This window comes from Stenotrophomonas sp. JAG2 (assembly GCF_041080745.1).
Taxonomy (GTDB): domain Bacteria; phylum Pseudomonadota; class Gammaproteobacteria; order Xanthomonadales; family Xanthomonadaceae; genus Stenotrophomonas; species Stenotrophomonas maltophilia_AA.
The window spans coordinates 326,854-350,526 of record NZ_JBEUMH010000003.1; the positions used below are offsets into that span (position 1 = coordinate 326,854).

General features: G+C 66.9%; 21 protein-coding genes and 5 tRNA genes. 23 read left to right on the plus strand and 3 right to left on the minus strand.

Features of this window, described 5'->3' with window-relative positions; all coding sequences use genetic code 11:
* Positions 1-2: 2 nt before the first annotated feature.
* From AB9O74_RS05600 to AB9O74_RS05635, 8 genes are all read left to right on the plus strand, one after another.
* Positions 3-425 (plus strand): biopolymer transporter ExbD, encoded by a 423-nt coding sequence (locus AB9O74_RS05600; protein WP_019183376.1) that lies wholly within the window; start codon positions 3-5, stop codon positions 423-425.
* The gene (gene msbA / locus AB9O74_RS05605; RefSeq protein ID WP_176989596.1) at positions 422-2,170 is read left to right on the plus strand and encodes a lipid A export permease/ATP-binding protein MsbA; all 1,749 of its coding nucleotides are present in this window, start codon (positions 422-424) and stop codon (positions 2,168-2,170) included. Before AB9O74_RS05600 ends, msbA begins: the two co-directional genes overlap by 4 nt.
* Entirely contained in the window at positions 2,170-3,192 is a 1,023-nt protein-coding gene (lpxK, locus tag AB9O74_RS05610; protein ID WP_369348709.1) for a tetraacyldisaccharide 4'-kinase, read from the plus strand. Before msbA ends, lpxK begins: the two co-directional genes overlap by 1 nt.
* 66 nt (positions 3,193-3,258) lie before the next feature.
* A complete protein-coding gene (kdsB, locus tag AB9O74_RS05615) occupies positions 3,259-4,032 on the plus strand; it encodes a 3-deoxy-manno-octulosonate cytidylyltransferase (protein ID WP_179459284.1) in 774 nt (257 codons plus the stop codon).
* A 114-nt stretch (positions 4,033-4,146) separates the two neighbouring features.
* Positions 4,147-5,562 carry a hypothetical protein gene (locus tag AB9O74_RS05620; protein WP_369348710.1) on the plus strand — a complete coding sequence of 472 codons (1,416 nt, stop codon included), beginning with the start codon at positions 4,147-4,149 and terminating at the stop codon, positions 5,560-5,562.
* Positions 5,559-7,406: an excinuclease ABC subunit UvrC gene (gene uvrC / locus AB9O74_RS05625; protein ID WP_176989600.1), complete on the plus strand. Its 1,848-nt coding sequence runs from the start codon at positions 5,559-5,561 to the stop codon at positions 7,404-7,406. Before AB9O74_RS05620 ends, uvrC begins: the two co-directional genes overlap by 4 nt.
* Before the next feature lie 9 nt (positions 7,407-7,415).
* Positions 7,416-8,039, plus strand: a complete 624-nt coding sequence (gene pgsA, locus AB9O74_RS05630) for a CDP-diacylglycerol--glycerol-3-phosphate 3-phosphatidyltransferase (RefSeq protein ID WP_369348711.1) — start codon at positions 7,416-7,418, stop codon at positions 8,037-8,039.
* A gap of 47 nt (positions 8,040-8,086) precedes the next feature.
* Positions 8,087-8,162 (plus strand) — tRNA-Gly (locus AB9O74_RS05635).
* 159 nt (positions 8,163-8,321) lie between these two features.
* Here the strand turns inward: AB9O74_RS05635 and AB9O74_RS05640 are convergent.
* Complete coding sequence (locus AB9O74_RS05640) at positions 8,322-8,981, minus strand: hypothetical protein (protein WP_369348712.1); 660 nt, start codon at positions 8,979-8,981, stop codon at positions 8,322-8,324.
* 427 nt (positions 8,982-9,408) lie between these two features.
* Here AB9O74_RS05640 and AB9O74_RS05645 point away from each other — a divergent pair.
* The 7 genes from AB9O74_RS05645 to AB9O74_RS05675 all read left to right on the plus strand — a co-directional run bounded on the left by AB9O74_RS05645 (position 9,409) and on the right by AB9O74_RS05675 (position 14,605).
* A tRNA-Gly gene (locus tag AB9O74_RS05645) sits at positions 9,409-9,484 on the plus strand.
* 146 nt (positions 9,485-9,630) lie between these two features.
* Positions 9,631-9,706: transfer RNA gene (locus tag AB9O74_RS05650), tRNA-Gly, on the plus strand.
* Positions 9,707-9,783: 77 nt separating this feature from the next.
* Positions 9,784-9,857: transfer RNA gene (locus tag AB9O74_RS05655), tRNA-Cys, on the plus strand.
* A 119-nt stretch (positions 9,858-9,976) separates the two neighbouring features.
* A complete protein-coding gene (locus tag AB9O74_RS05660) occupies positions 9,977-11,488 on the plus strand; it encodes an ATPase domain-containing protein (protein ID WP_369348746.1) in 1,512 nt (503 codons plus the stop codon).
* Positions 11,478-13,532: an ATP-binding protein gene (locus tag AB9O74_RS05665; RefSeq protein ID WP_369348747.1), complete on the plus strand. Its 2,055-nt coding sequence runs from the start codon at positions 11,478-11,480 to the stop codon at positions 13,530-13,532. The genes AB9O74_RS05660 and AB9O74_RS05665 overlap by 11 nt, the downstream gene beginning before the upstream one ends.
* A gap of 91 nt (positions 13,533-13,623) precedes the next feature.
* Complete coding sequence (locus AB9O74_RS05670) at positions 13,624-14,085, plus strand: BLUF domain-containing protein (RefSeq protein ID WP_369348713.1); 462 nt, start codon at positions 13,624-13,626, stop codon at positions 14,083-14,085.
* A 271-nt stretch (positions 14,086-14,356) separates the two neighbouring features.
* Complete coding sequence (locus AB9O74_RS05675; protein ID WP_346490797.1) at positions 14,357-14,605, plus strand: hypothetical protein; 249 nt, start codon at positions 14,357-14,359, stop codon at positions 14,603-14,605.
* Between the two features lie 51 nt (positions 14,606-14,656).
* Here the strand turns inward: AB9O74_RS05675 and AB9O74_RS05680 are convergent, their stop codons facing one another.
* Positions 14,657-15,748 (minus strand): 4Fe-4S dicluster domain-containing protein, encoded by a 1,092-nt coding sequence (locus tag AB9O74_RS05680; RefSeq protein ID WP_369348714.1) that lies wholly within the window; start codon positions 15,746-15,748, stop codon positions 14,657-14,659.
* A gap of 2 nt (positions 15,749-15,750) precedes the next feature.
* A complete protein-coding gene (locus tag AB9O74_RS05685) occupies positions 15,751-16,044 on the minus strand; it encodes a hypothetical protein (RefSeq protein ID WP_179459275.1) in 294 nt (97 codons plus the stop codon).
* Positions 16,045-16,226: 182 nt separating this feature from the next.
* Here AB9O74_RS05685 and AB9O74_RS05690 point away from each other — a divergent pair, with 182 nt between their 5' ends.
* The 8 genes from AB9O74_RS05690 to AB9O74_RS05725 all read left to right on the plus strand — a co-directional run bounded on the left by AB9O74_RS05690 (position 16,227) and on the right by AB9O74_RS05725 (position 23,656).
* Complete coding sequence (locus AB9O74_RS05690; protein ID WP_369348715.1) at positions 16,227-16,670, plus strand: group III truncated hemoglobin; 444 nt, start codon at positions 16,227-16,229, stop codon at positions 16,668-16,670.
* A gap of 44 nt (positions 16,671-16,714) precedes the next feature.
* Entirely contained in the window at positions 16,715-18,124 is a 1,410-nt protein-coding gene (gene hemN, locus AB9O74_RS05695; RefSeq protein WP_369348716.1) for an oxygen-independent coproporphyrinogen III oxidase, read from the plus strand.
* Between the two features lie 66 nt (positions 18,125-18,190).
* A tRNA-Leu gene (locus AB9O74_RS05700) sits at positions 18,191-18,277 on the plus strand.
* A 90-nt stretch (positions 18,278-18,367) separates the two neighbouring features.
* Entirely contained in the window at positions 18,368-19,405 is a 1,038-nt protein-coding gene (locus tag AB9O74_RS05705) for a TraB/GumN family protein (protein ID WP_369348717.1), read from the plus strand.
* A gap of 75 nt (positions 19,406-19,480) precedes the next feature.
* Complete coding sequence (locus tag AB9O74_RS05710) at positions 19,481-19,936, plus strand: BLUF domain-containing protein (protein WP_369348718.1); 456 nt, start codon at positions 19,481-19,483, stop codon at positions 19,934-19,936.
* A gap of 304 nt (positions 19,937-20,240) precedes the next feature.
* On the plus strand, positions 20,241-21,527 hold the full coding sequence (locus AB9O74_RS05715; RefSeq protein WP_176989612.1) for a nucleotide sugar dehydrogenase: 1,287 nt from the start codon (positions 20,241-20,243) through the stop codon (positions 21,525-21,527).
* A gap of 30 nt (positions 21,528-21,557) precedes the next feature.
* A complete protein-coding gene (locus AB9O74_RS05720; protein ID WP_369348719.1) occupies positions 21,558-23,180 on the plus strand; it encodes an FMN-binding glutamate synthase family protein in 1,623 nt (540 codons plus the stop codon).
* Entirely contained in the window at positions 23,177-23,656 is a 480-nt protein-coding gene (locus AB9O74_RS05725) for a GNAT family N-acetyltransferase (protein ID WP_369348720.1), read from the plus strand. The genes AB9O74_RS05720 and AB9O74_RS05725 overlap by 4 nt, the downstream gene beginning before the upstream one ends.
* The last annotated feature ends 17 nt before the right edge of the window (positions 23,657-23,673 follow it).

The following is a 23,673-nucleotide window of genomic DNA, read 5'->3' on the forward strand; positions in this document are numbered from 1 at the left end:
GGATGCGCATCCGCAATGACCGGATCCAGGACGAGCCCCACATCGATCTGGTTCCCCTGATCGATGTGATCCTCGTCCTGATCATCTTCTTCGTGGTCACCACCACCTTCGACGCGCGCTCGACGCTGCAGCTGCAGCTGCCGACCGCCAGCCAGCAGGACACCACCGAGCCGCCGCGTTCGCTGAGCGTGCTGGTCAATGCCGAGGGGCGTTACTTCATCAACGATCAGGAAGTGCTGCGTACCGACGTGGAGTCGGTCAAGCAGACGATCGCCGCCGTGGCCGGCAGTGATCGCGAACAGACCGTGCTGTTGCGCGCCGACGCGCGTACGCCTTACCAGGCTGTCGTCACTGCCCAGGATGCCCTGGGCCAGCTGGGCTTCCGCCGCATCGCCATCGCTACCGCGCCGGAGGTGCGTCCATGAGCAAGAAACATTCCCCCGTCTGGCCGATCTACAAGCGCCTGCTCGGGTATACCGGTGCCTATTGGGTGTTCATGGTCGCGGCTGTGGTCGCGATGGTGGTCGAGGCCCTGGCCGGCTACAGCTTCACCAAGCTGATGGAGCCGCTGGTCAACCGGGGGTTCGTCAACCCGGAGCCGCGCATGGCGGTGATCCTGCCGCTGACCATCCTCGGGTTGTTCATGATGCGCAGCCTGGCCACCCTGGTCAGCGACTACGCGCTTGCCCGCACCGGGCGCAGCGTGGTGCGCGACCTGCGTGAGCAGGTGCTGGAGAAGTACCTGCATCTGCCGTCCTCGCATTTCGATGCCGAGGCCACGCCGGTGATGGTCAGCCGCCTGAACTTCGATACCGAGCAGGTTACCCAGGCCAGCGCCGATGCGCTCAAGACCCTGGTGGCCGACACCCTCACCATCATCGCCATGCTGGTGGTGATGCTGCAGATGAGCGTCAAGGTCACGATGGCGATGCTGGTCGTGGTGCCGCTGATCGGCGTGATCGTCTCGGTCGTCGGCAAGCGTTACCGCCGCATCAGCCGGGGCATCCAGGACGGCATGGGTGGCATGGCGCAGACCGCCGAACAGTCGTTGGCTGCGCAGCAGGAAGTGAAGGTGCATGGCACCCAGGCGCATGAAATCTCGCGCTACTCGCGTCTGGCCAACCGCATGCTCGGCCTGAACATGAAGGTGGAAACCACGCGCGCGCTGGCCTCCAGCACGGTGCAGTTCCTGGCCGCGCTGGCGCTGGCGGTGATCGTGTGGGTCTCCACCCGCGAGGCGCTGGCCGGCAAGCTCAACGCAGGCCAGTTCATGGGCCTGATGACCTCGATGATGGCGATCATTCCCTCGCTGCGTCGCCTGACCAGCGTGCAGACCTCGATCTCGCGCGGCGTGGCCGCAGCCGAGCGCCTGTTCGGGATTCTGGACATGCCGGTCGAGCGTGACGAAGGCATCCAGCGGATCGGCCGTGCGCGTGGCGAGCTTGCGTTCGAACACGTGATGCTGCGCTACCGCGAGGACACCGGCATCGCGCTGGATGACATCAGTTTCGTGGCCAAGCCGGGCACGGTGACGGCGATCGTCGGCCGCTCCGGCAGCGGCAAGACCAGCCTGATCCGCCTGGTGCCGCGCTTCTACGAACCCAGCGGTGGCCGCATCACGCTCGACGGCGTGGCGCTGGATGATTATCCGCTGGCCGATCTGCGCCGCCAGGTCGCGATGGTCGGACAGAAGGTGATGCTGTTCGATGACACCGTGGGCGCCAACATCGCCTACGGCATGGACGCCACCGAAGAACAGATCCGCGCGGCGGCCGAAGCGGCCAATGCCTGGGAGTTCATCGCGCGCATGCCGCAGCAGCTGCAGACGCCGGTCGGCGAGAACGGTGCGCTGCTCTCCGGCGGCCAGCGCCAGCGTCTGGCGATCGCCCGCGCGATCCTGCGCGACGCGCCAATCCTGATCCTGGATGAAGCCACCGCCGCGCTCGACAACGAATCCGAGCGCCTGGTGCAGGATGCCCTGCAGCGCCTGATGCCGGAGCGCACCACGCTGGTGATCGCGCACCGGTTGTCCACCATCGAGCATGCCGACCAGGTGCTGGTGATGGACCACGGCCGCATCGTCGAACGTGGCACGCACACTGAACTGCTGGCGCTGGGTGGCCTGTATGAGCACCTGCACAAGATGCAGTTCCGCGAAAGGCAGCCTTGATGGCCGGCAAGGGTACGCACACGCCGTCGTACTGGTATGACGGCACCGCGATTCCGTTCCTGGCACGCCTGGCGTCACCGCTGTACGGCGCGGCCATCGCGCTGCGGCGGATGGCGTATCGCCGCCGCTGGCTGAAGCGGCATCCGCTGCCGGTGCCGGTGGTGGTGGTCGGCAACATCACCGCCGGCGGTACCGGCAAGACCCCGCTGACGATCGCGCTGGTCAACCGGCTGCGCGAGGCCGGCTGGAAGCCGGGCGTCGCGAGCCGTGGCTATGGCCGCGAGGACGCGGGAACGCCACGCTGGGTGCTGGCCACGACCGATACCGCGATCGGCGGCGACGAGCCGGTGCTGATCGCCTGGAAAACCGGCGTGCCGGTCCGGGTGGATGCGGACCGTGTCGCGGCCGGCAAGGCACTGGTCGAGGCGGGCTGCGACATCATCGTCTGCGACGACGGCCTGCAGCATTACCGGCTGGCGCGTGACATCGAGATCGAAGTGGTCGACGCCCAGCGTCGCTACGGCAATGGCCGGCTGATTCCGGCCGGGCCGCTGCGCGAGCCGGCCAGCCGTGCGCGCGACTGCGACTTCCGGGTGGTCAACATGGGCCAGGCCAGCGATGGCACCGAAGCGCAGACCGCCTGCGGTTTCGGCGAATGGCCGATGCAGCTGCGCATCGACAGCGCCCAGCCGCTGCAGGGCGGCCGCGCGCGGCGCCTCGCGCATTTCCAGGGGCAGCGCGTGCACGCGGTGGCCGGTATCGCCAACCCGCAGCGCTTCTTCGACATGCTGCGTGCGCATCGCATCGGCGTGGTGCCGCATGCCTTCGCCGATCACCATGCCTACCAGCCGGCCGATCTGCGTTTCGGCAGCGAACTGCCGGTGCTGATGACCGAGAAAGATGCGGTCAAGTGCAAGGCCTTCGCGACCGAATGGCACTTCGCCGTGCCGCTGTCGGCCGAACTGCCGGCGGCGTTCTGGATCACGCTGCTGGACCGCGTCGAGAAACTCGGCAAGCGTTGACGGCCCCGGTGCCGCGTGCGGCACACTGAGGCCCTGACTGCATTCCTTCCGTACAGGTCGTCCCCCATGAGCGCTTCCGTCGAGTTCGTCGTCGCCATTCCCGCCCGTTACGCCGCATCGCGGCTGCCGGGCAAGCCACTGCGCCTGCTCGGCGGTGAGCCGCTGGTGCTGCGCGTGGCGCAACGCGCCCTGCTTGCCGGTGCGCGCGAAGTCTGGGTCGCCACCGATGATCAGCGCATCGCCGATGCCCTGCAGGGGCTGGCCGAGGTGCGCGTGGCGATGACCTCCACCGCGCATGCGTCCGGCACCGATCGCCTGGCCGAGTGCGCAACGCAGGCCGGCTGGGCGGATGACACGCTGGTGGTGAACCTGCAGGGCGATGAGCCGTTCGCCCCGGCCGAAGGCATCCGCGCAGTGGCCGAAGCCCTGGTCTACAGCGGTGCGGAGATGTCCACGCTGGCCACCCCGGTCGAGGATGCCGAAACCCTGTTCGACCCGAACGTGGTCAAGGTCGTGCGCAGGCAGAACCTGGACGCGCTCTACTTCAGCCGTGCACCGATCCCGTGGCACCGCGATGCGTTCGCGCGCTCGCGCGACACCCTGGCCGGCCCGCACTGGCTGCGCCATATCGGCATCTACGGCTACCGCGCCGGCTTCCTGCGCCAGTTCGCTGCGTTGCCGCCCGGCACGCTGGAGCAGCTGGAATCGCTGGAGCAGCTGCGCGTGCTGGAAGCGGGGCACCGCATCAGCGTGGCGCTGACCCCGTCCGAGTTCCCGCCCGGCATCGATACGCCGGAGGATCTGGAGCGCGCAGAGGCATGGTGGGCCGCGCACCCGTGACCGGGGCGGTCGTCCGCCGCGGCGACCTCCGCCGCACGCCGATGGACCACCGATGGACCGCCGGATGACCGTGGCACGACGGATGCATGACGCCGAGTCCGGCATAATCGGGGCATGAACGTCCAGCCCGTCCAGGATCTGCCCGAATTCGCCACCTGGCTCAACGCCCCGCCGACCACCCTCGCCGAGCTGCAGGGACGGCCGGTGGTGCTGGCCTTCGTCAATGCCGCCTCGGTGTGGTGCGCGCAGCGGCTGGCCGAGCTGGCCCAGTGGCAGTCGCGCAACCCGGGCAAGCTGCAGCTGCTGGTGCTGCAGGTGCCGCGTTTCGATGGCGAGCGCGATCCGGCGCAGTCGCTGAAACTGCTCCGGCGCCAGGGCCTGAACGCCCCGGCCCTGCTGGATGCGGAGTGGGACGGCTGGCGCCGCTTCGGCGTGACCGCGTGGCCGACCCTGGTCCTGCTGGATGCCCAGGGGCGCGAGCGCGAACGGCTGGTCGGCCTCGGCGGCGAACTGGACCGCGCCCTCACGGCCCTCTGCGAAGGCAGCGCGCGGCCGTCCGATGACGACCTGCACGGTGCCCGCGAACTGAGCCCCGAGCCGCGCCTCGCGCTGCGCTTCCCGACCGGGCTGGCGGTGACCACCGAGCGCCTGTACATCGCCGATACCGGCCATCACCGCGTGCTGGAATGCAGCCACGGTGGCCGCGTGCTGCGCCAGTTCGGCATGGGTACCGCCGATTTCATGGACGGGAGCCAGGCCGAAGCGGCCTTCCACCACCCGCAGGGCCTCGCGCTGGAGCGCGAATGGCTGTACGTTGCCGACACCGGCAACCATGCGGTGCGCCGCATCCATCTGCTGTCCGGCCAGGTCGATACGTTGTGCGGCACCGGGCGCCCCGGCGAGCCGATCGAAGGGCCGGTAGCCGATCCGCGCCGTACGGCGCTCAACCACCCGCAGGGCCTGGCGGTCGCCGACAACCAGATCCATATCGCGATGGCTGGCGACAACCGCATCTGGACCTATCACCTCGGCCAGCGCAGCCTGCAGTGGCGCGCCGGCAGCGGCGCGATCGACGCGCGCGACGGTAGCGGTCATCTGGCCGCGTTCGCGCAGCCGTGCTCGGTCGCGGCGGTCCAGCAGGTGCTGTACGTCTGCGATGCGCTCGGCTCGTCGATCCGCGCCATGCAGCTGCGCGGCGACCTGGTGCAGACACTGGTCGGGCAGGGCCTGTGGACCTTCGGCGAACAGGATGGCCCGCGTGCCTCGGCACTGCTGCAGTACCCGCAGGCGATCGCGCTGAGTCCGGATGCCCCGTTGCTGTGGATCGCCGATGCCGGCAACGGCCGTCTGCGCACGCTGCGCCTCGGCGGGGGCGAGCTGAGCACGCTGGAGTTGCCGCGCCGCCTGCATGGCCCGGCCGGCCTGGCGCTGGGCGGCGGTGCGGTCTGGATCGCGGAAACCGACGCCCATGCCGTCCTCCGTTTCGACCCCGTCAGTGGTGTCCTGAGCGACGTGCCGATCAACGAATGACTGTTTCTTCCGCCCCCGCCTTCGATGGCAAGGCATTTGCGGCCCACCTGAGCACCGCCCCCGGCGTGTACCGCATGTACGCTGCCGACGACACCCTGCTGTACGTCGGCAAGGCGCGTGCGCTGCGCAATCGCGTGGGCAGTTATTTCAACGGCACGCCCAAGACCACGCGGATCATGTCGATGCTGTCGCAGGTCGCGCGCATGGACGTGACCGTGACCCGCTCGGAAGCCGAGGCGCTGCTGCTGGAAAACCAGCTGATCAAGTCGCTCTCGCCGCGCTACAACGTCTCCCTGCGCGACGACAAGACCTACCCGCACGTGCTGCTGACCCGGGAGCAATGGCCGCGCATCGCGCTGCACCGTGGCCCGCGCGCCGTGCCGGGGCGGTACTTCGGGCCGTACCCGGGTGTCACCGCGGTGCGTGAAACGCTCAACCTGATGCACAAGCTGTTCAAGCTGCGCAGCTGCGAAGACAGCGTGTTCCGCAACCGCTCGCGGCCCTGCCTGCAGTACCAGATCGGCCGCTGCAGCGCGCCGTGCGTGGACCTGGTGGCGCCGGAGGACTATGCCGAATCCGTGCGCCGCGCCTCGATGTTCCTGGAAGGCAAGAGCGACCAGCTCGCGCGCGAGCTCGGCACCCAGATGCAGACCGCCAGCGAAGCACTGGAGTTCGAGCAGGCCGCGCGCCTGCGTGATCTGATCGCCTCGCTGCGCAGCATGCAGACCCGTCAGTACGTGGACGGCCGTGCCGCCGACCTGGACGTGCTCGCCTGCGCCACCCAGGGCGCCAGTGCCTGTGTGCTGCTGCTGGCCTTCCGTGATGGCCGCAACATGGGCACGCGGCCGTTCTTCCCGCGCACCAATGGCGAAGAGAGCGCCGACGAAGTGCTGGGCGCGTTCGTATCCCAGTATTACGCCGAGCACGCCCCTCCGCGCGAGATCCTGCTCGACCGAGAGATTCCCGATGCCAGCCTGATCGAATCAGCGCTGAGTGCTTCCGCCGAGCACAAGGTGCAGCTGCGGTGGAATGTCCGTGGCGAGCGCGCCGGGTATGTGGAGCTGGCCGCGCGCAATGCGCAGATCACCCTGGTCACCGAACTGGGCAGCCGCACCGCGCAGCACGCGCGCAGCGAAGACCTGCGCCAGATGCTCGGTCTCACCGAGCAGGTCAAGCGGGTGGAGTGTTTCGACATCAGCCATACCATGGGCGAAGCCACCGTGGCCTCGTGCGTGGTGTTCGATGCGGCGGGCCCGGTGCGCAGCCAGTACCGCCGCTTCAACATCAGCGGGATCGAACCGGGCGATGACTATGCCGCCATGCGCCAGGCGATCGAGCGGCGCTTCCGCCGTGCGGTCGAAGAGGATGGCGTGCTGCCCGATCTGCTGTTGATCGATGGTGGCGCCGGCCAGTTGGCCCAGGCGCAGGCCGCGCTGGCCGATCTGGGCGTGGAAGGGGTGATGCTGGTCGGCGTGGCCAAGGGCGTGGAGCGCAGGGCAGGGCATGAAGCCCTGGTCATGCCGGACGGCCGCGAGCTGCGCCCGGGCGCGGCCTCACCGGCGCTGCAGTTCATCCAGCAGGTGCGCGACGAGGCCCATCGCTTCGCCATCACCGGCCACCGCGGGCGCCGCCAGAAGGCCCGCATGACCAGCAAACTCGAAGATATCCCCGGCATCGGCCCGCGCCGACGTGCCAGCCTGCTCAAACACTTCGGCGGCCTGGTCGGCCTGAAAGCCGCCGGCGAAGCGGAAATCGCGAAGGTGGAAGGCATCAATGACGCCCTCGCTGCGCGTATCTACGCTAACCTTCATGGACTGCCCACGCCCGACGCGGCGGGCGAGTAGAGAGACGCAATGAAGTTGACCCTCCCCACCTGGCTGACCCTGCTGCGGATCGTGATGATCCCCGTGCTGGTGCTGGTGTTCTATCTCCCCTACAAGTGGACCAATTTCGCCTCCGCGGCGATCTTCGGCCTGGCCGCGCTCACCGACTGGCTCGACGGCTGGATCGCCCGCCGCTACGACCTGCAGTCCGCGTTCGGCGCGTTCCTGGATCCGGTCGCGGACAAGCTGATGGTGGCCGTGGCGCTGTTCCTGATCGTGCAGGGCCATCCCACGGCGTGGATGGCGGTCTGGGCGGCGGTGATCGTCGGCCGTGAGATCGCCGTCTCCGCACTCCGCGAATGGATGGCGGAAATCGGCCAGCGCGCCAAGGTGCGCGTGGCCGTGATCGGCAAGGTGAAAACCACCGCGCAGATGGTCGCGCTGCTGTGCCTGCTGTATTCGGTCGCACCACACACCCCGATGCAGGACATCTGGATGGGCATCCAGGTTTTCCATATCGGTGACTGGACCCTGGCGATCGCCTCGATCCTGACGCTGTGGTCGGGCCTGCAGTACCTGCACGCCGCCTGGCCGAGCCTGCGAGAAGACGAACGCCTCGCGCGTGAGAGCGCCAAGGCAAAAAAGAATCCGTAAAGGGCTGTTGACAGCCCTGCATTTGGCTGTAGAATTTCGCCTCCCAAGCGGGAATAGCTCAGTTGGTAGAGCGCAACCTTGCCAAGGTTGAGGTCGCGAGTTCGAGTCTCGTTTCCCGCTCCAGATACTGTGTCCATCGCGATCCGTCGCGAACGGAAACGCCGAAAAAAGCGACCTCCCGGGTCGCTTTTTTCGTATGCGCGCGGTGCCTCGCGTATGCATCTGCATCATGGGTTCACTCCGTCAGCACAGCAGCCCCGACGACCATGACGGGCCGGGCGACTACTCAGGCTGAGGCCGCTCGCTTGTCTCGCAGGAGTCGTCTACCCAGAGTCTTTGATGTGCGATGCGAACGCAGCGCGGATAAGGGCCATCCATGTTGAGCGCCTGAAATCGAGCCACCCACGGATATGCCATGGGCTCCACGGCTTCCTGTGGCGAGTCGCCCAGGTCTGCTATCACTGCAATGGAGCGTAAGCAGCTGTCGAGCAGCAGTCGGTCGAGCAAGACCAGTCGGTTCGCGCGTACTTCGATCAGCAGCACCTGGTCTTCCCGCCCCGAACCGCAGTAGTCCATCGGATGGCCGGGATTGGATGCCGTGCGCACGAACAGCGTTACGCCCGGACCGCCCTCCAGCATGAAGCCGCTGCGGTTGATCGGAAACACGGTATTGGCCTGCATGAGCACCCGCCGCAGGTCGGAATCCACGGAAATTGCCCGACGTTTCCCCGACATCCGCTGCGCGTGTACGTGCTTGTCGCTGGCGGAAACGCTCAGGTGGTTGCCATCGGGTAGCGGGAATACGAGCGTCACGGGGGCGGCTACCACCGACGCGGTCAATAACAGTCCGGTACAGGTGGCGGCCATGCGGGCAGGGCAACATTGAATGTAGTTGAGTGCAGACAGCATCAGCCTGGCGCTGCTGCCGGAGGTGCATGCCATGGGTGTCGGAATCTTCAGGTGTGGGGTCCGTTGCATTGCATGCATCAGACGGCGTCGCACTTCCTTTGACAATACAATTTGTGGGAAAAGTGCAAGCGGGCCGCGGAGAACCGCAACGACGTGCTGGCCGGGTGGGCGCTTCGGCACGTCAGCGTCTGGCAGGCTGGACATGGGGGACTTTGTGCTGGAGGAGCACGGGGGAGCTGCCGGAGGCCGCCGTGACCGCCCCGCGCGGCGCAATGTCCATCGGCCTGGGGTGCGGGTGTGGCGGGCTGTTGGCAGGGTCGGGAACCAGACCAAGTTGCGGCCAAAAGGATGTTGACGACGTGAAGGAATTCCGACAGAATAGCGCTCCTTCGACGCAGGTCGAGGGGCCGACAGCCTCCAGCGCCCCAGGGTGCGGTGCGGTCGGGGCAAGCGAAAGTCTGCGGGAATAGCTCAGTTGGTAGAGCGCAACCTTGCCAAGGTTGAGGTCGCGAGTTCGAGTCTCGTTTCCCGCTCCAGATTTCGACAGGGCCCCCTTGGGGCCTTGTTTTTCTCCGCGGTGGCACGCGGGCATCCGGTCCGGCGGCATCGACCGGGATGTGAAAAAAGGTGTGAAAAAGCTGGCGTGTTTCGAGTGGTTTCGGTAACATGCACGCTTGATTTTGCGGGAATAGCTCAGTTGGTAGAGCGCAACCTTGCCAAGGTTGAGGTCGCGAGTTCGAGTCTCGTTTCCCGCTCCAAATCCTGACCAGGCCCCGTTCTCGGGGTCTTGTTTTATCGGGGCATGCAACACGCCTTCGATGATCGTAGGGTCACCGGCCTGGTGGCAGAGTGGTCATGCAGCGGACTGCAAATCCGCGTACGCCGGTTCAATTCCGACCCAGGCCTCCAAATAGAAACAAGCCCAGAGCCCGCGAAAGCGGGCTTTGTGCGTTGTGGGTCTCCATTCAGGTTGGCGGGCAGAGCCGACGGGGCCTACACAGGGCGCTTCGTATGCTGCAGCCGTCCACATTGGCAACCTTATGCAGACACAAAAAGCGCGCGTAGCAACCGGGATCGAAGGGCTCGACAGCGTTCTTGGCGGAGGCTTTCCCCAAGGGCGGCTGTACCTGCTGGAGGGGCCCCCCGGATCGGGCAAGACCACGCTGTCCCTGCAGTTCCTGCTGCATGGATTGAGCAAGGGGGAGCGCTGCCTGTACATCACGCTCTCGGAGACGGCAGACGAACTGCGCGAGGTCGCCGATGCCCACGATTGGTCGCTGGAGGGGCTGGAGCTGTTCGAGCTGGCTTCGGCGGAAGAAGCGCTCGGCGATGGGCGGCTGCAGTCCGTCCTGCACTCCTGGGAAGTGGAGCTGGACGAAACGGTCAAGCTGATCCTTCGCGAGGTCGAGCGCATCAAGCCGCATCGCGTGGTCTTCGATTCGCTGTCCGAACTGCGGCTGCTGTCGCAGGACCCGCTGCGTTACCGTCGCCAGATTCTCTCGCTCAAGCAGTTCTTCGCGCCCAAAAGCGCGACGGTCGTGCTGGTCGATGACATGACCGCCTCCGGCGAAGAGCGCGATGGCCAGCTGCACAGTCTGTGTCATGGCGTGGTGTCGCTGGAGCGGTTGACGCTGGATTTCGGCCCGGCACGCCGCCGCATGCATGTGCAGAAACTGCGCGGGGTGAACTTCACCGCCGGCTACCACGACATGACCATCCGCGAGGGCGGGCTGGTCGTGTTCCCGCGGTTGATCGCGCTGGATCACCACGCCAAGTTCGTGGGTACGCCCATCAGCAGCGGGGTGGGCGAGATCGACAGCCTGCTCGGTGGCGGACCCTTGCGTGGCACCAGTACGCTGCTGACCGGCCCCGCTGGGAGCGGCAAGACCAACGTGGCGCTGCAGTACGTCTGGGCTGCGTGCGAGCGCGGCGAGCACTGCTGCATCTTCGAGTTCGATGAGCGCATCGGCACGCTTCTGGCCCGCGCGGAATCGCTGGACATCGATCTGAGCAAGCATCTCGACTCGGGACTGCTGGAAATCCAACAGGTCGATCCGGCGGAGATCTCGCCGGGCGAGTTCGCCTGGAACCTGCAGCGTGCGGTCGAGGAACGTCACTGCCAGCTGCTGGTGATCGACAGCCTCATCGGCTACGTCACCGCGATGCCGCAGGAGAAGCAGCTCATGCTGCAGCTGCATGAGATGCTTTCGTATCTCAACCAGAAGGGCGTGGCGACCCTCCTGATCAATCCGCAACATGGCCTGGTCGGAACGATGTCGACCGGCAACCTCGACGTCTCCTATATCGCCGACTCGGTCGTGCTGTTCCGTTTCTTCGAATCGCAGGGCCGCATCCGCAAGGCGATCTCGGTCATCAAGAACCGCGGTGGTGCGCACGAGAACACGATCCGGGAGTTGAAGATCGACGGCAAGGGCATTTCGCTCAGTGCGCCCCTGGACGAATTCAAGGGCATCCTGACCGGCACGCCGGAGTTCGTGGGCAATACGGCGCATCTGCTTGGCCTCGCCAGTGCGGAATGATGGCGCGTCCGGGGCGATCCACATCTTTGCCCCGTTCGGGCGCGATGCGGAGAGCATCGCTTCGGTGCTCCACGCGTCCGGACTGAACACCACGATCCACGACAGCCTGTCGCGGCTGGGCGATGCGCTCGACGATGACGTGGGCGCCGTGGTCGTCACCGAAGAGGCGGTGACCAAAGGTGCGGGCGCCCTGCTGGAGCCGCTGGCCCGGCAGCCGTCCTGGTCGGACATCCCCTTCATCCTGCTGCGCTCGCCGCGCTCGCAGAAGCGCCCGTTGGCCAATCCCGGCCTGCAGCTGGCGATCAACATCATCGAACTGGATCGGCCGTTGGGCAGCAGTTCGCTGCTCAGCTCCGTGCAGAGCGCGCTGAGGGCGCGCGACAAGCAGTTCCTGGTGCGCGACCAGATGCAGGCGCTGGCCGATGGACGGGCCGCACTGGAGCGCAGCGAGGCCGAGCTGCGCCTGGTCGCCGATGCCATGCCGGTGCTGATCGCCTTCATCGACCGCGACCTGCACTACCGCTTCGCGAACAAGGCCTATGAAGCCTGGTTCGAGCGCCCTGTAGTGGAGGTGATCGGCAAGCGCGTGCCGGAGGTGTTCGGGCAGGACGTGTGGACCAGCCGCCGGCCGCTGATCGAACGCGCGCTGGCGGGAGAGCACATCGTGTTCGAAGCCAACTGGCCGTTCAGTGACGGCCGCCGACGCGACAGTGAAATCCGCTACTCGCCGCGTTTCAATGCGGAAGGCGCGCCGGACGGTTTCCATGTGTTCGTCACCGATATCACCGCGTCCAAACTCGCCCTGGAGACCAGCCAGCAGCACGCGCTGGACCTCGAGGCGATGGTGGCCGAGCGCACCGCCGAACTGGAACGCCAGATGGCCGCGCGCGAGGCCAGTGAAGCCGCCCTGCGCCAGTCGCAGAAAATGGACGCGATCGGGCAATTGACCGGCGGTATCGCGCACGACTTCAACAACATGCTGACCGGCATCCTGTCCTCGCTGGATATCGTACGCATGCGCCTGGAGATGGGGCGCATGGATGGGCTGGAGCGCTTCCTCGATGCGGCGACCGCCTCCAGCCAGCGCGCGGCGGCGCTCACGCAGCGGCTGCTGGCGTTCTCGCGCCGGCAATCGCTGGATTCCAGGACGGTGGAACTCAATGAGCTGGTCGGTTCGGTCCAGGACCTGCTGCGCAGCACCCTGGGCGAAACGATCCGCATCCAGATGGCCATCAGCGAGACGCCGCTGCGCGCGAACCTGGACAGCAACCAGTTCGAAAGCGCGCTGCTGAATCTGGCCATCAATGCGCGTGACGCGATGCCCGATGGCGGGGAGTTGCAGCTGCGCACGTTGCACGTCCACGTCGCCGACGGCGAGCTGCCGACCATTCCGGCCGGCGAGTACGCGGTGGTGTCCGTCGCCGATTCCGGTACCGGCATGCCCCCGGAAGTGGTGGAGCGCATCTTCGAGCCGTTCTTTACCACCAAGCCGATCGGCAAGGGCACCGGCCTGGGCATGTCGATGATCTACGGCTTCATGCAGCAGTCCGGCGGCCACATCACCGTGGACTCCACGCCGGGGCAGGGCACCACGGTGTCGCTGTTCATGCCGGTGGTCCACGAAGTCACCGAACACGACGACGCCCCCAGCGCACCGCCGGTGTCGCTCGGCGCCGGGCAGTCGATCCTGGTGGTGGAGGATGACGAGCAGGTGCGCATGCTGGTGACCGTGGTGCTGGAGGATCTCGGGTATACCGCCGAAGTGGTCGGCGATGCCGACGGCGCCATCCCGATCCTGGGCTCGTCGAAGAAAATCGACCTGCTGATCACCGATGTCGGGCTGCCGGGCCTCAACGGACGACAGCTGGCGGAAATCGCGCGGCAGTCGCGCCCGGCATTGCCCGTGCTGTTCATGACCGGCTACGCGGAGAAAGCGCAGGAACGCTCAGCGTTTCTCGACAACGGCATGGCGATGATCGCCAAACCGTTCCTGCTCGATGCCTTCAGTGAGGCGGTCCGCAGTTCGATTGCCCCGCGGCAGTAAAACCCGCCCTGTTCTGAACGCTTCAGGCAGTGGCTTTATTTAGGTACCTGAAAGTGCCAGCATAGTGGTTTGAAATTGTCGGAGTTTACCCATGCCCCTGTGCGCGATCGCGTATGTCAGCGACGTTGCGGGCCCGTTGTCTGCGGCGCATCTCGATGCTCTTGTCGAAGATGCCATCCGCTTCAACAGCCTGGCTGGGGTCACCGGTGTGCTGCTCTGCGATGGCAGTCGGTTCCTGCAGTATTTCGAAGGTCCGGATGATGGTGTGTCCGCCGTGCATGAGCGCGTGCTGCAGGCGCGCAGCCATCGGGCCATCCACAAACTCGGCCATACACGCGTGCCGCAGCGTTATTTCCCGTACTGGAGCATGCGCTGGCTGGGCGTGGACCCGACCCTGATCGCGGAGTTGTCGGCCGGTGACTGGGAGGCGTTTGCCGATCGCAGCCTGGGCGGCCCGCCGGTGGACAGTGCAATGGAGCGTCTCATGCGGTTCGTCGCACCGCACCTGCCCGAGCGCGCCGGGGTCCAGGAAACCCGCTCGTCCGCCGAGTGAGCGTGCCTCCCGTGAAGTTTCCCGGGGGAGTGAGGCCTGACGGTCACCGATTATCCGCGGGGCCGCCACTGACATATTGCTGTCAATACCGCAGCTGCATGATGCAGATGCGGGCGGGGCGCATTATGAACGGTTCATCATGGCGTCTGCGTTTGCCGGCCGGGTAATTGACTTAATGCAACGACCGTGCAAATTTTAAGTGAACCCGAAGTGAATCCGCCCCTGAGGGGGTTTTGTCGTCTCTGAAGCAAGCAAGTCCCACGGAGGTCGTATGGAATACGGCGAACATGACTTGGCTGACGGAGTGCGAACCGAGCTGGAAGCCAGCTACGTGAAACATGGCTGCGGCCCGGAATTCTGGTCCACCTACCAGCGCGTGCTCGAGCGCTTGGTCCCACCGGCGCAGGGCACCGCGCGAACCCGTGTCACCAATGAGCTGGCGTTGATCATCGAACAGTTGGGGATCGTGCGGCGGGCGCAGTTGGTGCCGCCGCGCAGTGCGCGGGCACGCGCACGCTGAGACCGGGTCGGGGGACCGGGAATCCGCAGGGGGAACACCGCCAGCGCGGCGCTACGACACGTGATGAAGACCGATACCCAGCAGCGCCAGCAGCGTGCCGGCCGCGGCGAGCGTGCGTGGGCGCAGCCAGCGCGCGGGACGTTGCTGCATGGCCGCCGTGCTGGTGTACCGGATCAGGCCGATCGGGAACTGCGCCGCGCGCATCCGTGCATCGCAGGCATCCTGGCAGTCGCCACAGCCGATGCAGTCCGCGTGTGGCCCGGCACGCACGTCCAGCGCCATCGGACAGACGCTGACGCAGGCGCCGCAATCCAGGCAATCACCCAGGCGGTCGGCGCTGAAACGCGGCATCGGGCCGGCGATGTCTTCATGCGCGGCGCGGAAGGCGTAATCGCGGGCGCTGGTGGGGTCGAGCAGCCCGCGGCCACGCGCCTCGACACCGCCCAACCCCGGCACGCGCGCTCCACGTGGTTCGCCGCGGCGCGCGTGGTAGTGCATCCGCGGGGTGTCGCTGTCGCAGAACATGCCGTGGATGCGTGCATACGGGCACAGCTCGCGGCAGACATGCTCGCGCAGGAAACCGGCATTGCCCCAGGTGGCCGCCGCATAGAACACGATCCAGAAGGTCTCCCATCCGCTCCACAGCGGCGGCCATGACGTGCCGACCAGCCCGTGGATCGGACTGAAGAAGCCGACGAAGGTGATACCGGTCCATGCCGCCACCAGCATCCACGCCAGGTGCTTGATCGCGCGCGCCGCACCCGCGGCCGGCACCCGGCGCGCAATGCCCTGTTCGATCCAGCGGAACAGCCGGCTCCACAGGGTCTGTGGGCAGCCATAGCCGCACCACACCCGTCCGGCCAGGTTGGTGACCAGTACCAGCGCGGCGCCGAGCACGGCGGCCAGCCCCAACAGCAGGCCCACGTCCTGCGGCCAGAGCGTCCAGCCGAACAGATCGAAGCGGCGCGCGGTCAGGTCGAACAGCAGCGCCTGGCGGCCGTCCCAGCGCAGCCACGGCAGCGCGTAGAACCCGGCCAGCAGCAGCGCGGACAACAGCGGACGCCAGCGCAGCGGCGTGTGCGGCTGTGCTGGCGGGGACGCCGGCGGGGTATCGACCAGGTGCAGGGGCACGCGCTTGGACATGGTCACCCCAGCGGCAGATCGTCGTCGTCGCCGGGCATCGGCCGCAGCAGGTATCCGGTGATCGCACTGGCGGCGGCGGTGACCGCCCAGAACATGAAAAAGCCCAGCGTATAGCCGAGCTCGCGGCTGATCTCATGCTGCGGGAAGCTGATGTCGCGCAGGCGCAATGGGTCAACGAAGGCGAAGAACACCACGCTGGCCAGGCCGGCGGCGACGAAGCTGGGCCACAGGATGGCGCCCCATTGCTGGATCAGCCGTCGGCGGCTGCCGTCGGGCGGGTCGTGCAGGTCGTTCATTGCGGCCACGCTCAGGAGGAGGGGGCAGGGCGGGGCTATACTTCGCGCCGACCGGGGGCCGGGATCGCGGGTGCGCGCTTCCTGTCGAGCTCCCAGACTAGAAGGCTTCGCCACCGGCTTCATTGATCCTGATCAAGGCAGCGGCGGACCCTGCCGACGATGCTGGGCGTTGCCGCCCGAGGATGTTCATGGCCGATCCCACCGACAACACGCTGCCCCTCCCGGCGCTGGACCTGTGCAGCGAGGACGAGGTCACCCGCCTGGTGCACGACTTCTACGCGCGAGTGCGCGAGGAGCCGCGCCTGGCGCCGGTGTTCGCGGCACGGATCCACGACTGGGATGCGCACCTGGCCCAGCTGGTCGATTTCTGGTCGGCGATGCTGCGCGGCACGCGTCGCTTCAAAGGCGCGCCGATGCCCAAGCACATGGCCATGGACGAGCTCGACCGCGATCTTTTCGACCGCTGGCTGGCGCTGTTCCGGCAGACCACTGCCGAATGCGGCAACGTGCCGATGCAGCGGCTGGCCGATGATGTCGCCGAGCGCATCGCCGATACGTTCTGGCGCCGCTTCCAGATGCTGCGCTGGCCCAGCCTGCCGATGGCGGGGCGCCCGGGCCTGAATTGATCTGACGCAATGCGCGCGCGCCCATGTACGCGCACGCTGGCGACATGGATACTTTCTCGCCTGCCGCCGCCGGGCTCGCCTGGCACTTCGACCCCGAGCTGCTGCGCCGCCATGATCGGCCCGGCCCGCGCTACACCTCCTATCCGACCGCGCCGCACTTTCATGACGGCTACGGTGAATCGGCCCTGCGCGGAGCCATCGTGGACAGCAACCGGCTTGGGCGACCGTTGTCGCTGTACGTCCACGTGCCGTACTGCAGCAGCCCGTGCTTCTACTGCGGTTGCAACCGGGTCATCACCCGTGACCATGGCAAGGGCATCGCCTATGTCGCGCGGGTGCTGAGCGAGGCGGACCTGATGGCGCCGCAGTTCGATCCGGCGCGGGAGGTGATCCAGCTGCACCTCGGCGGCGGCACGCCTAACTTCCTCGCGCCGGCACAGATGCGCGAGCTGATCGAGGGGCTGCGCCAGCGCTTCACGCTGAGCACGGCGGCCTCGCGCGACTTTTCCATCGAGCTCGATCCGCGCTTCGTTACGCGCGCCGACATCGCGGTACTGGCCGAACTGGGCTTCAATCGCGCCAGCCTGGGCGTGCAGGACTTCGATCCCGATGTGCAGAAGGCGATCAACCGCGAGCAGGGCGTGGAAGCCACGCTGGATATCCTGCGTGCATGCCGCGAGTACGGGTTGCGCTCGGTCAATGTCGATCTGATCTATGGGCTGCCGAAACAGACGCTGGCCGGGTTCGCGCAGACGCTGGAAACGGTGTTGCGCGAGGGGCCGGATCGCCTGGCCGTGTATGGCTACGCGCACCTGCCACATCTGTTCCGCGCGCAGCGCCAGATCGCCGATGCGGATCTGCCCAGCCCCGAACAGAAACTCGCCCTGCTCGGCCTGGCGGTGCAACGGCTCTCCGAGGCGGGGTATCAGTACATCGGCATGGACCACTTCGCGCTGCCGGAGGAAGACCTCTCGCGCGCACAACGCGCGGGTCAACTGCACCGCAACTTCATGGGTTACACCACGCATTCCGATACCGATCTGGTCGGCCTTGGCGCCAGCGCGATCAGCCACATCGGCAACACCTACAGTCAGAATCCGCGCGAGCTGCCGGCCTGGGAAGCGGCGGTGGATGCGGGGCGGCTGCCGGTCTGGCGCGGCCTGGCGCTGGACCCGGACGACGTGCTGCGCGCCGAGCTGATCGGCCAGCTGATGTGCCAGGGCGAGGTGGATGGCAGGGCGTTTGCGGCACGGCACGGGGTGGACTTCGAGACGTATTTCGCCGACGGGCTGCGCGCGCTGGCCGCACTGCAGGCCGACGGCCTGGCCGAGTACACGCAGGGCGTGGTGCGGGTCACTGAGCGCGGACGTCCGCTGCTGCGGCTGCTGGCGATGTGTTTCGACCGCTATCTGGCCCAGCCGGACCAGCCGGTGCGGTACTCGCGCGCGATCTGAGCAGGGGCGCATCGGCGCGCGTGCATTCCAAAACCCGGCGTGATCAGGCACCCTATGCGCGCCGTTGCCCGGGTGGCGAAACTGGTAGACGCATCGGACTTAAAATCCGCCGGGGGCAACCCCATGCCGGTTCGATTCCGGCCCCGGGCACCAAGGTTCTTTGGAATCGCGCGCAACGCAAACTTTACGCAGCCGGACGCGCGCCACCGTAGGCTGCGCAGCAACTCTCTTCGGACAGGCCTCATGGCAAACGCAGCATGTGCAGGGAAAGCACTGGTGTGGAGCGTCGCGCTGCTGCTCGGCGGCGCCGCCCACGCCCAGGATCCGACGCTGCCGCCGGCGCCGAAGGAAGCTGCGGGCGAGGTGATCGACCTCGCGCCGGTGCTGGTCTCGGGCGAGCAGCCCGGGCCCGGCATGTGGCAGGTCCGCGACGCGCAGGGCCACACCCTGTGGATTCTCGGTACCGTGTCGCCGCTGCCTGCCAAGCTGGAATGGCGCGCCGACGAGGTGCGGGCCGTGATCGCCAGCGCGCAGGAGGTGCTTGGCTCACCCGGCTGGACGCTGGACGCCGATGTGGGTTTCTTCCGCGGACTGACCCTGCTGCCCTCGGCGATGAAGGCCGCGCGTGACCCGGACGGGCGCACGCTGCGCGAGCGCCTGCCACCCGATCTCTACGCGCGCTGGGAGGTACTCAAGCAGCGTCATATCGGGCGCGACAAGGGTATCGAGAAGGACCGGCCGCTGGTCGCTGCAGGGGAGCTGTATGCGGCCGCCCTCAAGGATGTCGGCCTGGGGCATTCCTCGCCGGTGTCCAAGGTGGTGGAGAAGGCCAGCAAGGCCCACGGCCTCACACCGGTATCGACGCGGGTGACGATCAAGATCGCCGACCCGCGGCAAGCGCTCAAGGAAGTACGCGGCACCGCACTGCAGGACGTGGAGTGCTTCCGCCGCACGCTGGACGTGGTCGAGCATGGCCTGCCGCTGCTGGCCGAGCGGGCCAATGCCTGGTCGGTTGGCGACATCGCGGCGCTGGAGAGCCTGGCGGTGAAAGGGCAGTACCTGGCCTGCGTGGATGCGGTGGCGACCAGCGAGTTCGGGCGGCGGCGCGGGCTGGCCGACGTCGATGCCCAGGCGCATCGCAAATGGATGGACATGGCCAGCGATGCGCTGCGTCGCAATGCGGTGACCTTCGCCACCGTCCCGGTGACGTCAATGGTCACGCCCGGTGGCTATGCCGATCAACTGCGGGCCCGGGGCTACGAGGTCCTGGTGCCGGAATGAGCGCGATGGCGGGGCGTCTACCCAGTGCGAATGCTTCGTGGCATAGTCAGCTCAAGTTCATCAAGGAAATAATTCATGCCGCTGCATGCGGTCGCTTATGTCAGCGACGCTATCGAAGGAATCGAAACGTCTGATATCGATCAGATTCTGCAGGCAGCAGTGGGATTCAACAAAGTGGCGGGCGTGACCGGCGTGCTGATGTTCGACGGCCAGCGCTTCCTGCAGTACTTCGAAGGGCCGGAGGACGGCGTCGACTCGGTGTTCCAGCGCGTGTTCAACGCACGCATCCATACGAATCTTCGCGAACTCGCGCGTGGTCCGGTGGACGCGCGTCATTTCCCGCGCTGGACGATGGCATCGGCAGCGGTCGACCCGACTGCGCTCGCGCGCATCGCCGACGCGCCGTGGCAGGGATTCCAGTCGCGACCTGCGGCTGGCGACGACACGTTGGCGGGGTTCGGATGTCTGCTCGCTGCCTGGACCGGTGTCTCCGGGGAACTGGAACCGGCGGCAGTGACGCTGGGGTCGTAACGCAAAACAACGCTGGCCGTAACAGAATGATCACGGCTCAGCGCCTAGTATGTTTCTACCAGCTGTGACCAGTCTTGCGAGGTTTGCCCTTGGAGGCTGTCTGAAAGGGTAGTAACCGCAGCTGGACCATTATTCCTTTGGCCGTCGTCCGTACTCTCCGCGGGCGGCGGCTTTGTTCTTTGTGGGGCAGGGTCCGGCGCGTTAGGCTTGCATCACCTGCACCCCCGGTTCCGTAGCGCATGACGTATTCCCTGATGATGCCCCGCCTGATGGCCGGCCCGGTTCCGCGGTGCGGAGCCGCTCGATGACGCAGGCCATCTCCGCCGCGCTCGCCCCGCGCATCGGCGTCATCGGGCTCGGCTACGTCGGGCTGCCGTTGACGGTGACCTTCGGCGGAAAACACGCCACGATCGGCTACGACATCGACCACGCGCGCGTGGCGGAGCTGCAGCGTGGGGTGGACCACACCCTGGAACTGGAGGCGGACGAACTCGCCGCCGCGGTGCACGCGCGTTACACCGCCGATCCGTCGGATCTGGCCGAGTGCAATGTATACATCGTCACCGTGCCGACCCCGATCGACGCGCACGAGCAGCCCGACCTGGCGCCGTTGCGCAGTGCAAGCACCCTGATCGCCGGCCTGCTCACGCCCGGCGATATCGTGATCTACGAATCCACGGTCTATCCCGGCACCACCGAAGAAGTGTGCGTGCCGCTGCTGGAAGCAGGATCGGGACTGCGCTTCAACGTCGATTTCTACTGCGGCTACAGCCCCGAGCGGATCAATCCGGGCGACCGCGAACGCCGGCTGCCGGATATCCGCAAGATCACCTCCGGCTCGACGCCCGAGGTCGCCGCCGTGGTCGACGCGCTGTACAAGGGCATCATCACCGCCGGCACCTGGCCGGCGCCCTCGATCCGCGTGGCCGAAGCGGCCAAGGTGATCGAGAACATCCAGCGCGACGTCAACATCGCCTTGGTCAACGAGCTGGCGCTGATCTTCGACCGGCTCGGCATCGACACCCAGGATGTGCTGGACGCCGCCGGCAGCAAGTGGAACTTCCTGCCGTTCCGCCCCGGCCTGGTCGGTGGCCACTGCATCGGCGTGGACCCGTATTACCTGCTGCACAAGTCCGAGAGCGTGGGGTATCACCCCGATCTGATCCACACCGCGCGCCAGGTCAACAACCGTGTCGGCGAGCACGTCGCACAGCGGGTGCTGGCGCTGCTGGCCTCGCGCAGCATCGCCGTCGCACAGGCGCGCGTGCTGGTGCTGGGCGTGACCTTCAAGGAGAACTGCCCGGACCTGCGCAACAGCCGTGCGCTGGAGCTGGCGCAGCGGCTGCAGGCCAGTGGCGCGCGGGTGGACGTGCAGGACCCGTGGGTCGGGCCGGCCGCGCTTGCCGATGCGGGAGTGCACTGGGTCGAGGCACCGGCGGCGGCCGGCTATGACGCCGTGGTGCTGGCGGTGGCGCATGATCGTTTCCGCGCCTTCGACGCGGCGCAGGTGCGCGCGCTGCTCACGCCTGGTGGCGTGGTGTACGACGTCAAATCCGTATGGCCCCGGGAAGTGGTGGACGACCGCCTGTAGACTCGGGGCAGCTATTGATTGAGGAAAGCCATGCATCGCTATCTCGCGTATCTGCTCGCCATCCTGCTGTTCCCGGTCTGCCTGTGGTTGGCCACGATCTGGCCCGCCTGGTATTGGGGCGTGGGGGTGACGGCCGCACTGGCGGTGCTGGGCACCTGGGATCTGCTACAGAAACGCAGCACGCTGCGGCGCAACTACCCGGTGCTGGCGCACTTCCGCTACGGGCTGGAATCGATCGGCCCGGAGATCCGCCAGTATTTCGTGCAGAGCGATCTGGAGGACGTGCCGTTCTCGCGGCAGCAGCGCGCCCTGATCTACCAGCGCTCGAAAAATGAAATGGACGTGGTGCCGTTCGGCACGCTGCGCAGCACCTATGCCGTGGACTACGAATGGATCAACCATTCGATCGCGCCGACCGAGATCGGCCACCACGATTTCCGCATCCAGATCGGCCCGAACTGCGCCAAGCCGTATTCGGCCAGTGTGTTCAACATCTCCGCGATGAGCTTCGGCTCGCTGTCGGCCAATGCGATCCGCGCACTCAACGAGGGCGCGCGGCGCGGCAGTTTCTACCACGACACTGGCGAAGGATCGATCTCACCGTATCACCGTGAGATGGGTGGCGATCTGGTCTGGGAAATCGGCTCGGGCTACTTCGGCTGCCGTGACGATGCGGGTGGCTTCAGCGAAGAGAAGTTCGTCGCCAACGCCAACCACGATCAGGTCAAGATGATCGAGATCAAGCTCTCGCAGGGTGCCAAGCCCGGCCACGGCGGCGTGCTGCCGGCGGCCAAGGTCAGCGAGGAAATCTCGATCACCCGCGGCGTGCCGATGGGCGTGGATTGCGTCTCGCCGTCGAAGCACAGCGCGTTCAACACGCCGGTCGAGCTGCTGCAGTTCGTGGCGCGGCTGCGGGAGTTGTCCGGCGGCAAGCCGGTCGGTTTCAAGCTGGCCATCGGTCATCCCTGGGAGTGGTTCGGCATCGCCAAGGCGATGCAGGAGACCGGCTTGTTGCCGGACTTCATCGTGGTCGACGGGGCCGAGGGCGGTACCGGCGCGGCACCGGCCGAGTTCATCGATCATGTCGGCGTGCCGATGCATGAAGCCCTGCTGCTGGTGCACAACACCCTGGTCGGTCTGGACCTGCGCGATCGCATCCGGGTCGGCGCGGCCGGCAAGGTGACCAGCGCGTTCGAAATCGCCCGCACCATCGCGCTGGGCGCGGACTGGTGCAATGCCGGGCGGGGTTTCATGTTCGCGCTGGGCTGCATCCAGTCGCTGAGCTGCCACAGCGACAAATGCCCGACCGGCATCGCCACGCAGAACCCGAATCGCTGGCGCCACCTGGATGCGACCGACAAGGCCACGCGCGTGCACAGCTATCACGAGAACACGCTGCGTGCGCTGCGCGACCTGCTGTGCGCGGCCGGCCTCAGTGATCCGTCGGAGCTGGGGCCGGAGCACATCCTGCGCCGTGTCTCGCCGGTGGAGATCCGTTCGCTGGCATCGCTGTACCGGTATCTCGCCCCCGGCGAGCTGCTGCGCAAGGTGCCGGACCATGCCGTCTTCCACGATTACTGGGCCGATGCGCGCAGCGATTCCTTCCAGCCCCCGGCGCGCATCCAGGCGCTGCGTGCGAGCAAATCGCGGTGAGTGGGGACCGTACCGTTCAACTGCGTGTGGGCCGTGCCGATGAGGCGGACGCCCTGTGGGTGCTGCGCACGCGTTGCGTGCGAGAACTGTGCAGCGCGGCGTATCCGCCGGAGGTGATCGCGCCCTGGTCGGGCACGCCACCGCCGGCGCACTATCGCGCGCTGCTGGCGGCCGGTGGCTGCGTGGTCGCCGAAGACAGCGACGGCGCCCTGCTGGGGTATGGGGTGATCGATCGGGACGGCAATGAGATCGACGCGCTGTTCGTCGATCCCGACTGCGGTGGCCGTGGCATCGGCCTGACCTTGATGCAGGCGATGGAGGCGTTGGCCGATCCGGCGCGTCCGCTGGTGCTCTCGGCCTCGCTCAACGCGGTGCCGTTCTACACCCGTTGTGGCTTCGAGGCCCTGCGCGAGGAACGCTATCCGCATCCCAGCGGGGTAGCGCTCGCCTCGGTGCGCATGCAGCGCACACTGTGATGCCGGCCGCTGGCCGG

Coding starts and splice junctions, on each gene's coding strand:
- lpxK (WP_369348709.1), top strand. CDS start 2,170: ATGGCCGGCAAGGGTACGCACACGCCGTCGTACTGGTATGACGGCACC.
- AB9O74_RS05675 (WP_346490797.1), top strand. CDS start 14,357: ATGGAATACGGCGAACATGACTTGGCTGACGGAGTGCGAACCGAGCTG.
- AB9O74_RS05680 (WP_369348714.1), bottom strand. CDS start 15,748: ATGTCCAAGCGCGTGCCCCTGCACCTGGTCGATACCCCGCCGGCGTCC.
- AB9O74_RS05710 (WP_369348718.1), top strand. CDS start 19,481: ATGCCGCTGCATGCGGTCGCTTATGTCAGCGACGCTATCGAAGGAATC.
- AB9O74_RS05600 (WP_019183376.1), top strand. CDS start 3: ATGCGCATCCGCAATGACCGGATCCAGGACGAGCCCCACATCGATCTG.
- AB9O74_RS05620 (WP_369348710.1), top strand. CDS start 4,147: ATGAACGTCCAGCCCGTCCAGGATCTGCCCGAATTCGCCACCTGGCTC.
- AB9O74_RS05720 (WP_369348719.1), top strand. CDS start 21,558: ATGCATCGCTATCTCGCGTATCTGCTCGCCATCCTGCTGTTCCCGGTC.
- uvrC (WP_176989600.1), top strand. CDS start 5,559: ATGACTGTTTCTTCCGCCCCCGCCTTCGATGGCAAGGCATTTGCGGCC.
- AB9O74_RS05715 (WP_176989612.1), top strand. CDS start 20,241: ATGACGCAGGCCATCTCCGCCGCGCTCGCCCCGCGCATCGGCGTCATC.
- msbA (WP_176989596.1), top strand. CDS start 422: ATGAGCAAGAAACATTCCCCCGTCTGGCCGATCTACAAGCGCCTGCTC.
- AB9O74_RS05670 (WP_369348713.1), top strand. CDS start 13,624: ATGCCCCTGTGCGCGATCGCGTATGTCAGCGACGTTGCGGGCCCGTTG.
- AB9O74_RS05690 (WP_369348715.1), top strand. CDS start 16,227: ATGTTCATGGCCGATCCCACCGACAACACGCTGCCCCTCCCGGCGCTG.
- pgsA (WP_369348711.1), top strand. CDS start 7,416: ATGAAGTTGACCCTCCCCACCTGGCTGACCCTGCTGCGGATCGTGATG.
- kdsB (WP_179459284.1), top strand. CDS start 3,259: ATGAGCGCTTCCGTCGAGTTCGTCGTCGCCATTCCCGCCCGTTACGCC.
- AB9O74_RS05685 (WP_179459275.1), bottom strand. CDS start 16,044: ATGAACGACCTGCACGACCCGCCCGACGGCAGCCGCCGACGGCTGATC.
- hemN (WP_369348716.1), top strand. CDS start 16,715: ATGGATACTTTCTCGCCTGCCGCCGCCGGGCTCGCCTGGCACTTCGAC.
- AB9O74_RS05640 (WP_369348712.1), bottom strand. CDS start 8,981: ATGGCATGCACCTCCGGCAGCAGCGCCAGGCTGATGCTGTCTGCACTC.
- AB9O74_RS05705 (WP_369348717.1), top strand. CDS start 18,368: ATGGCAAACGCAGCATGTGCAGGGAAAGCACTGGTGTGGAGCGTCGCG.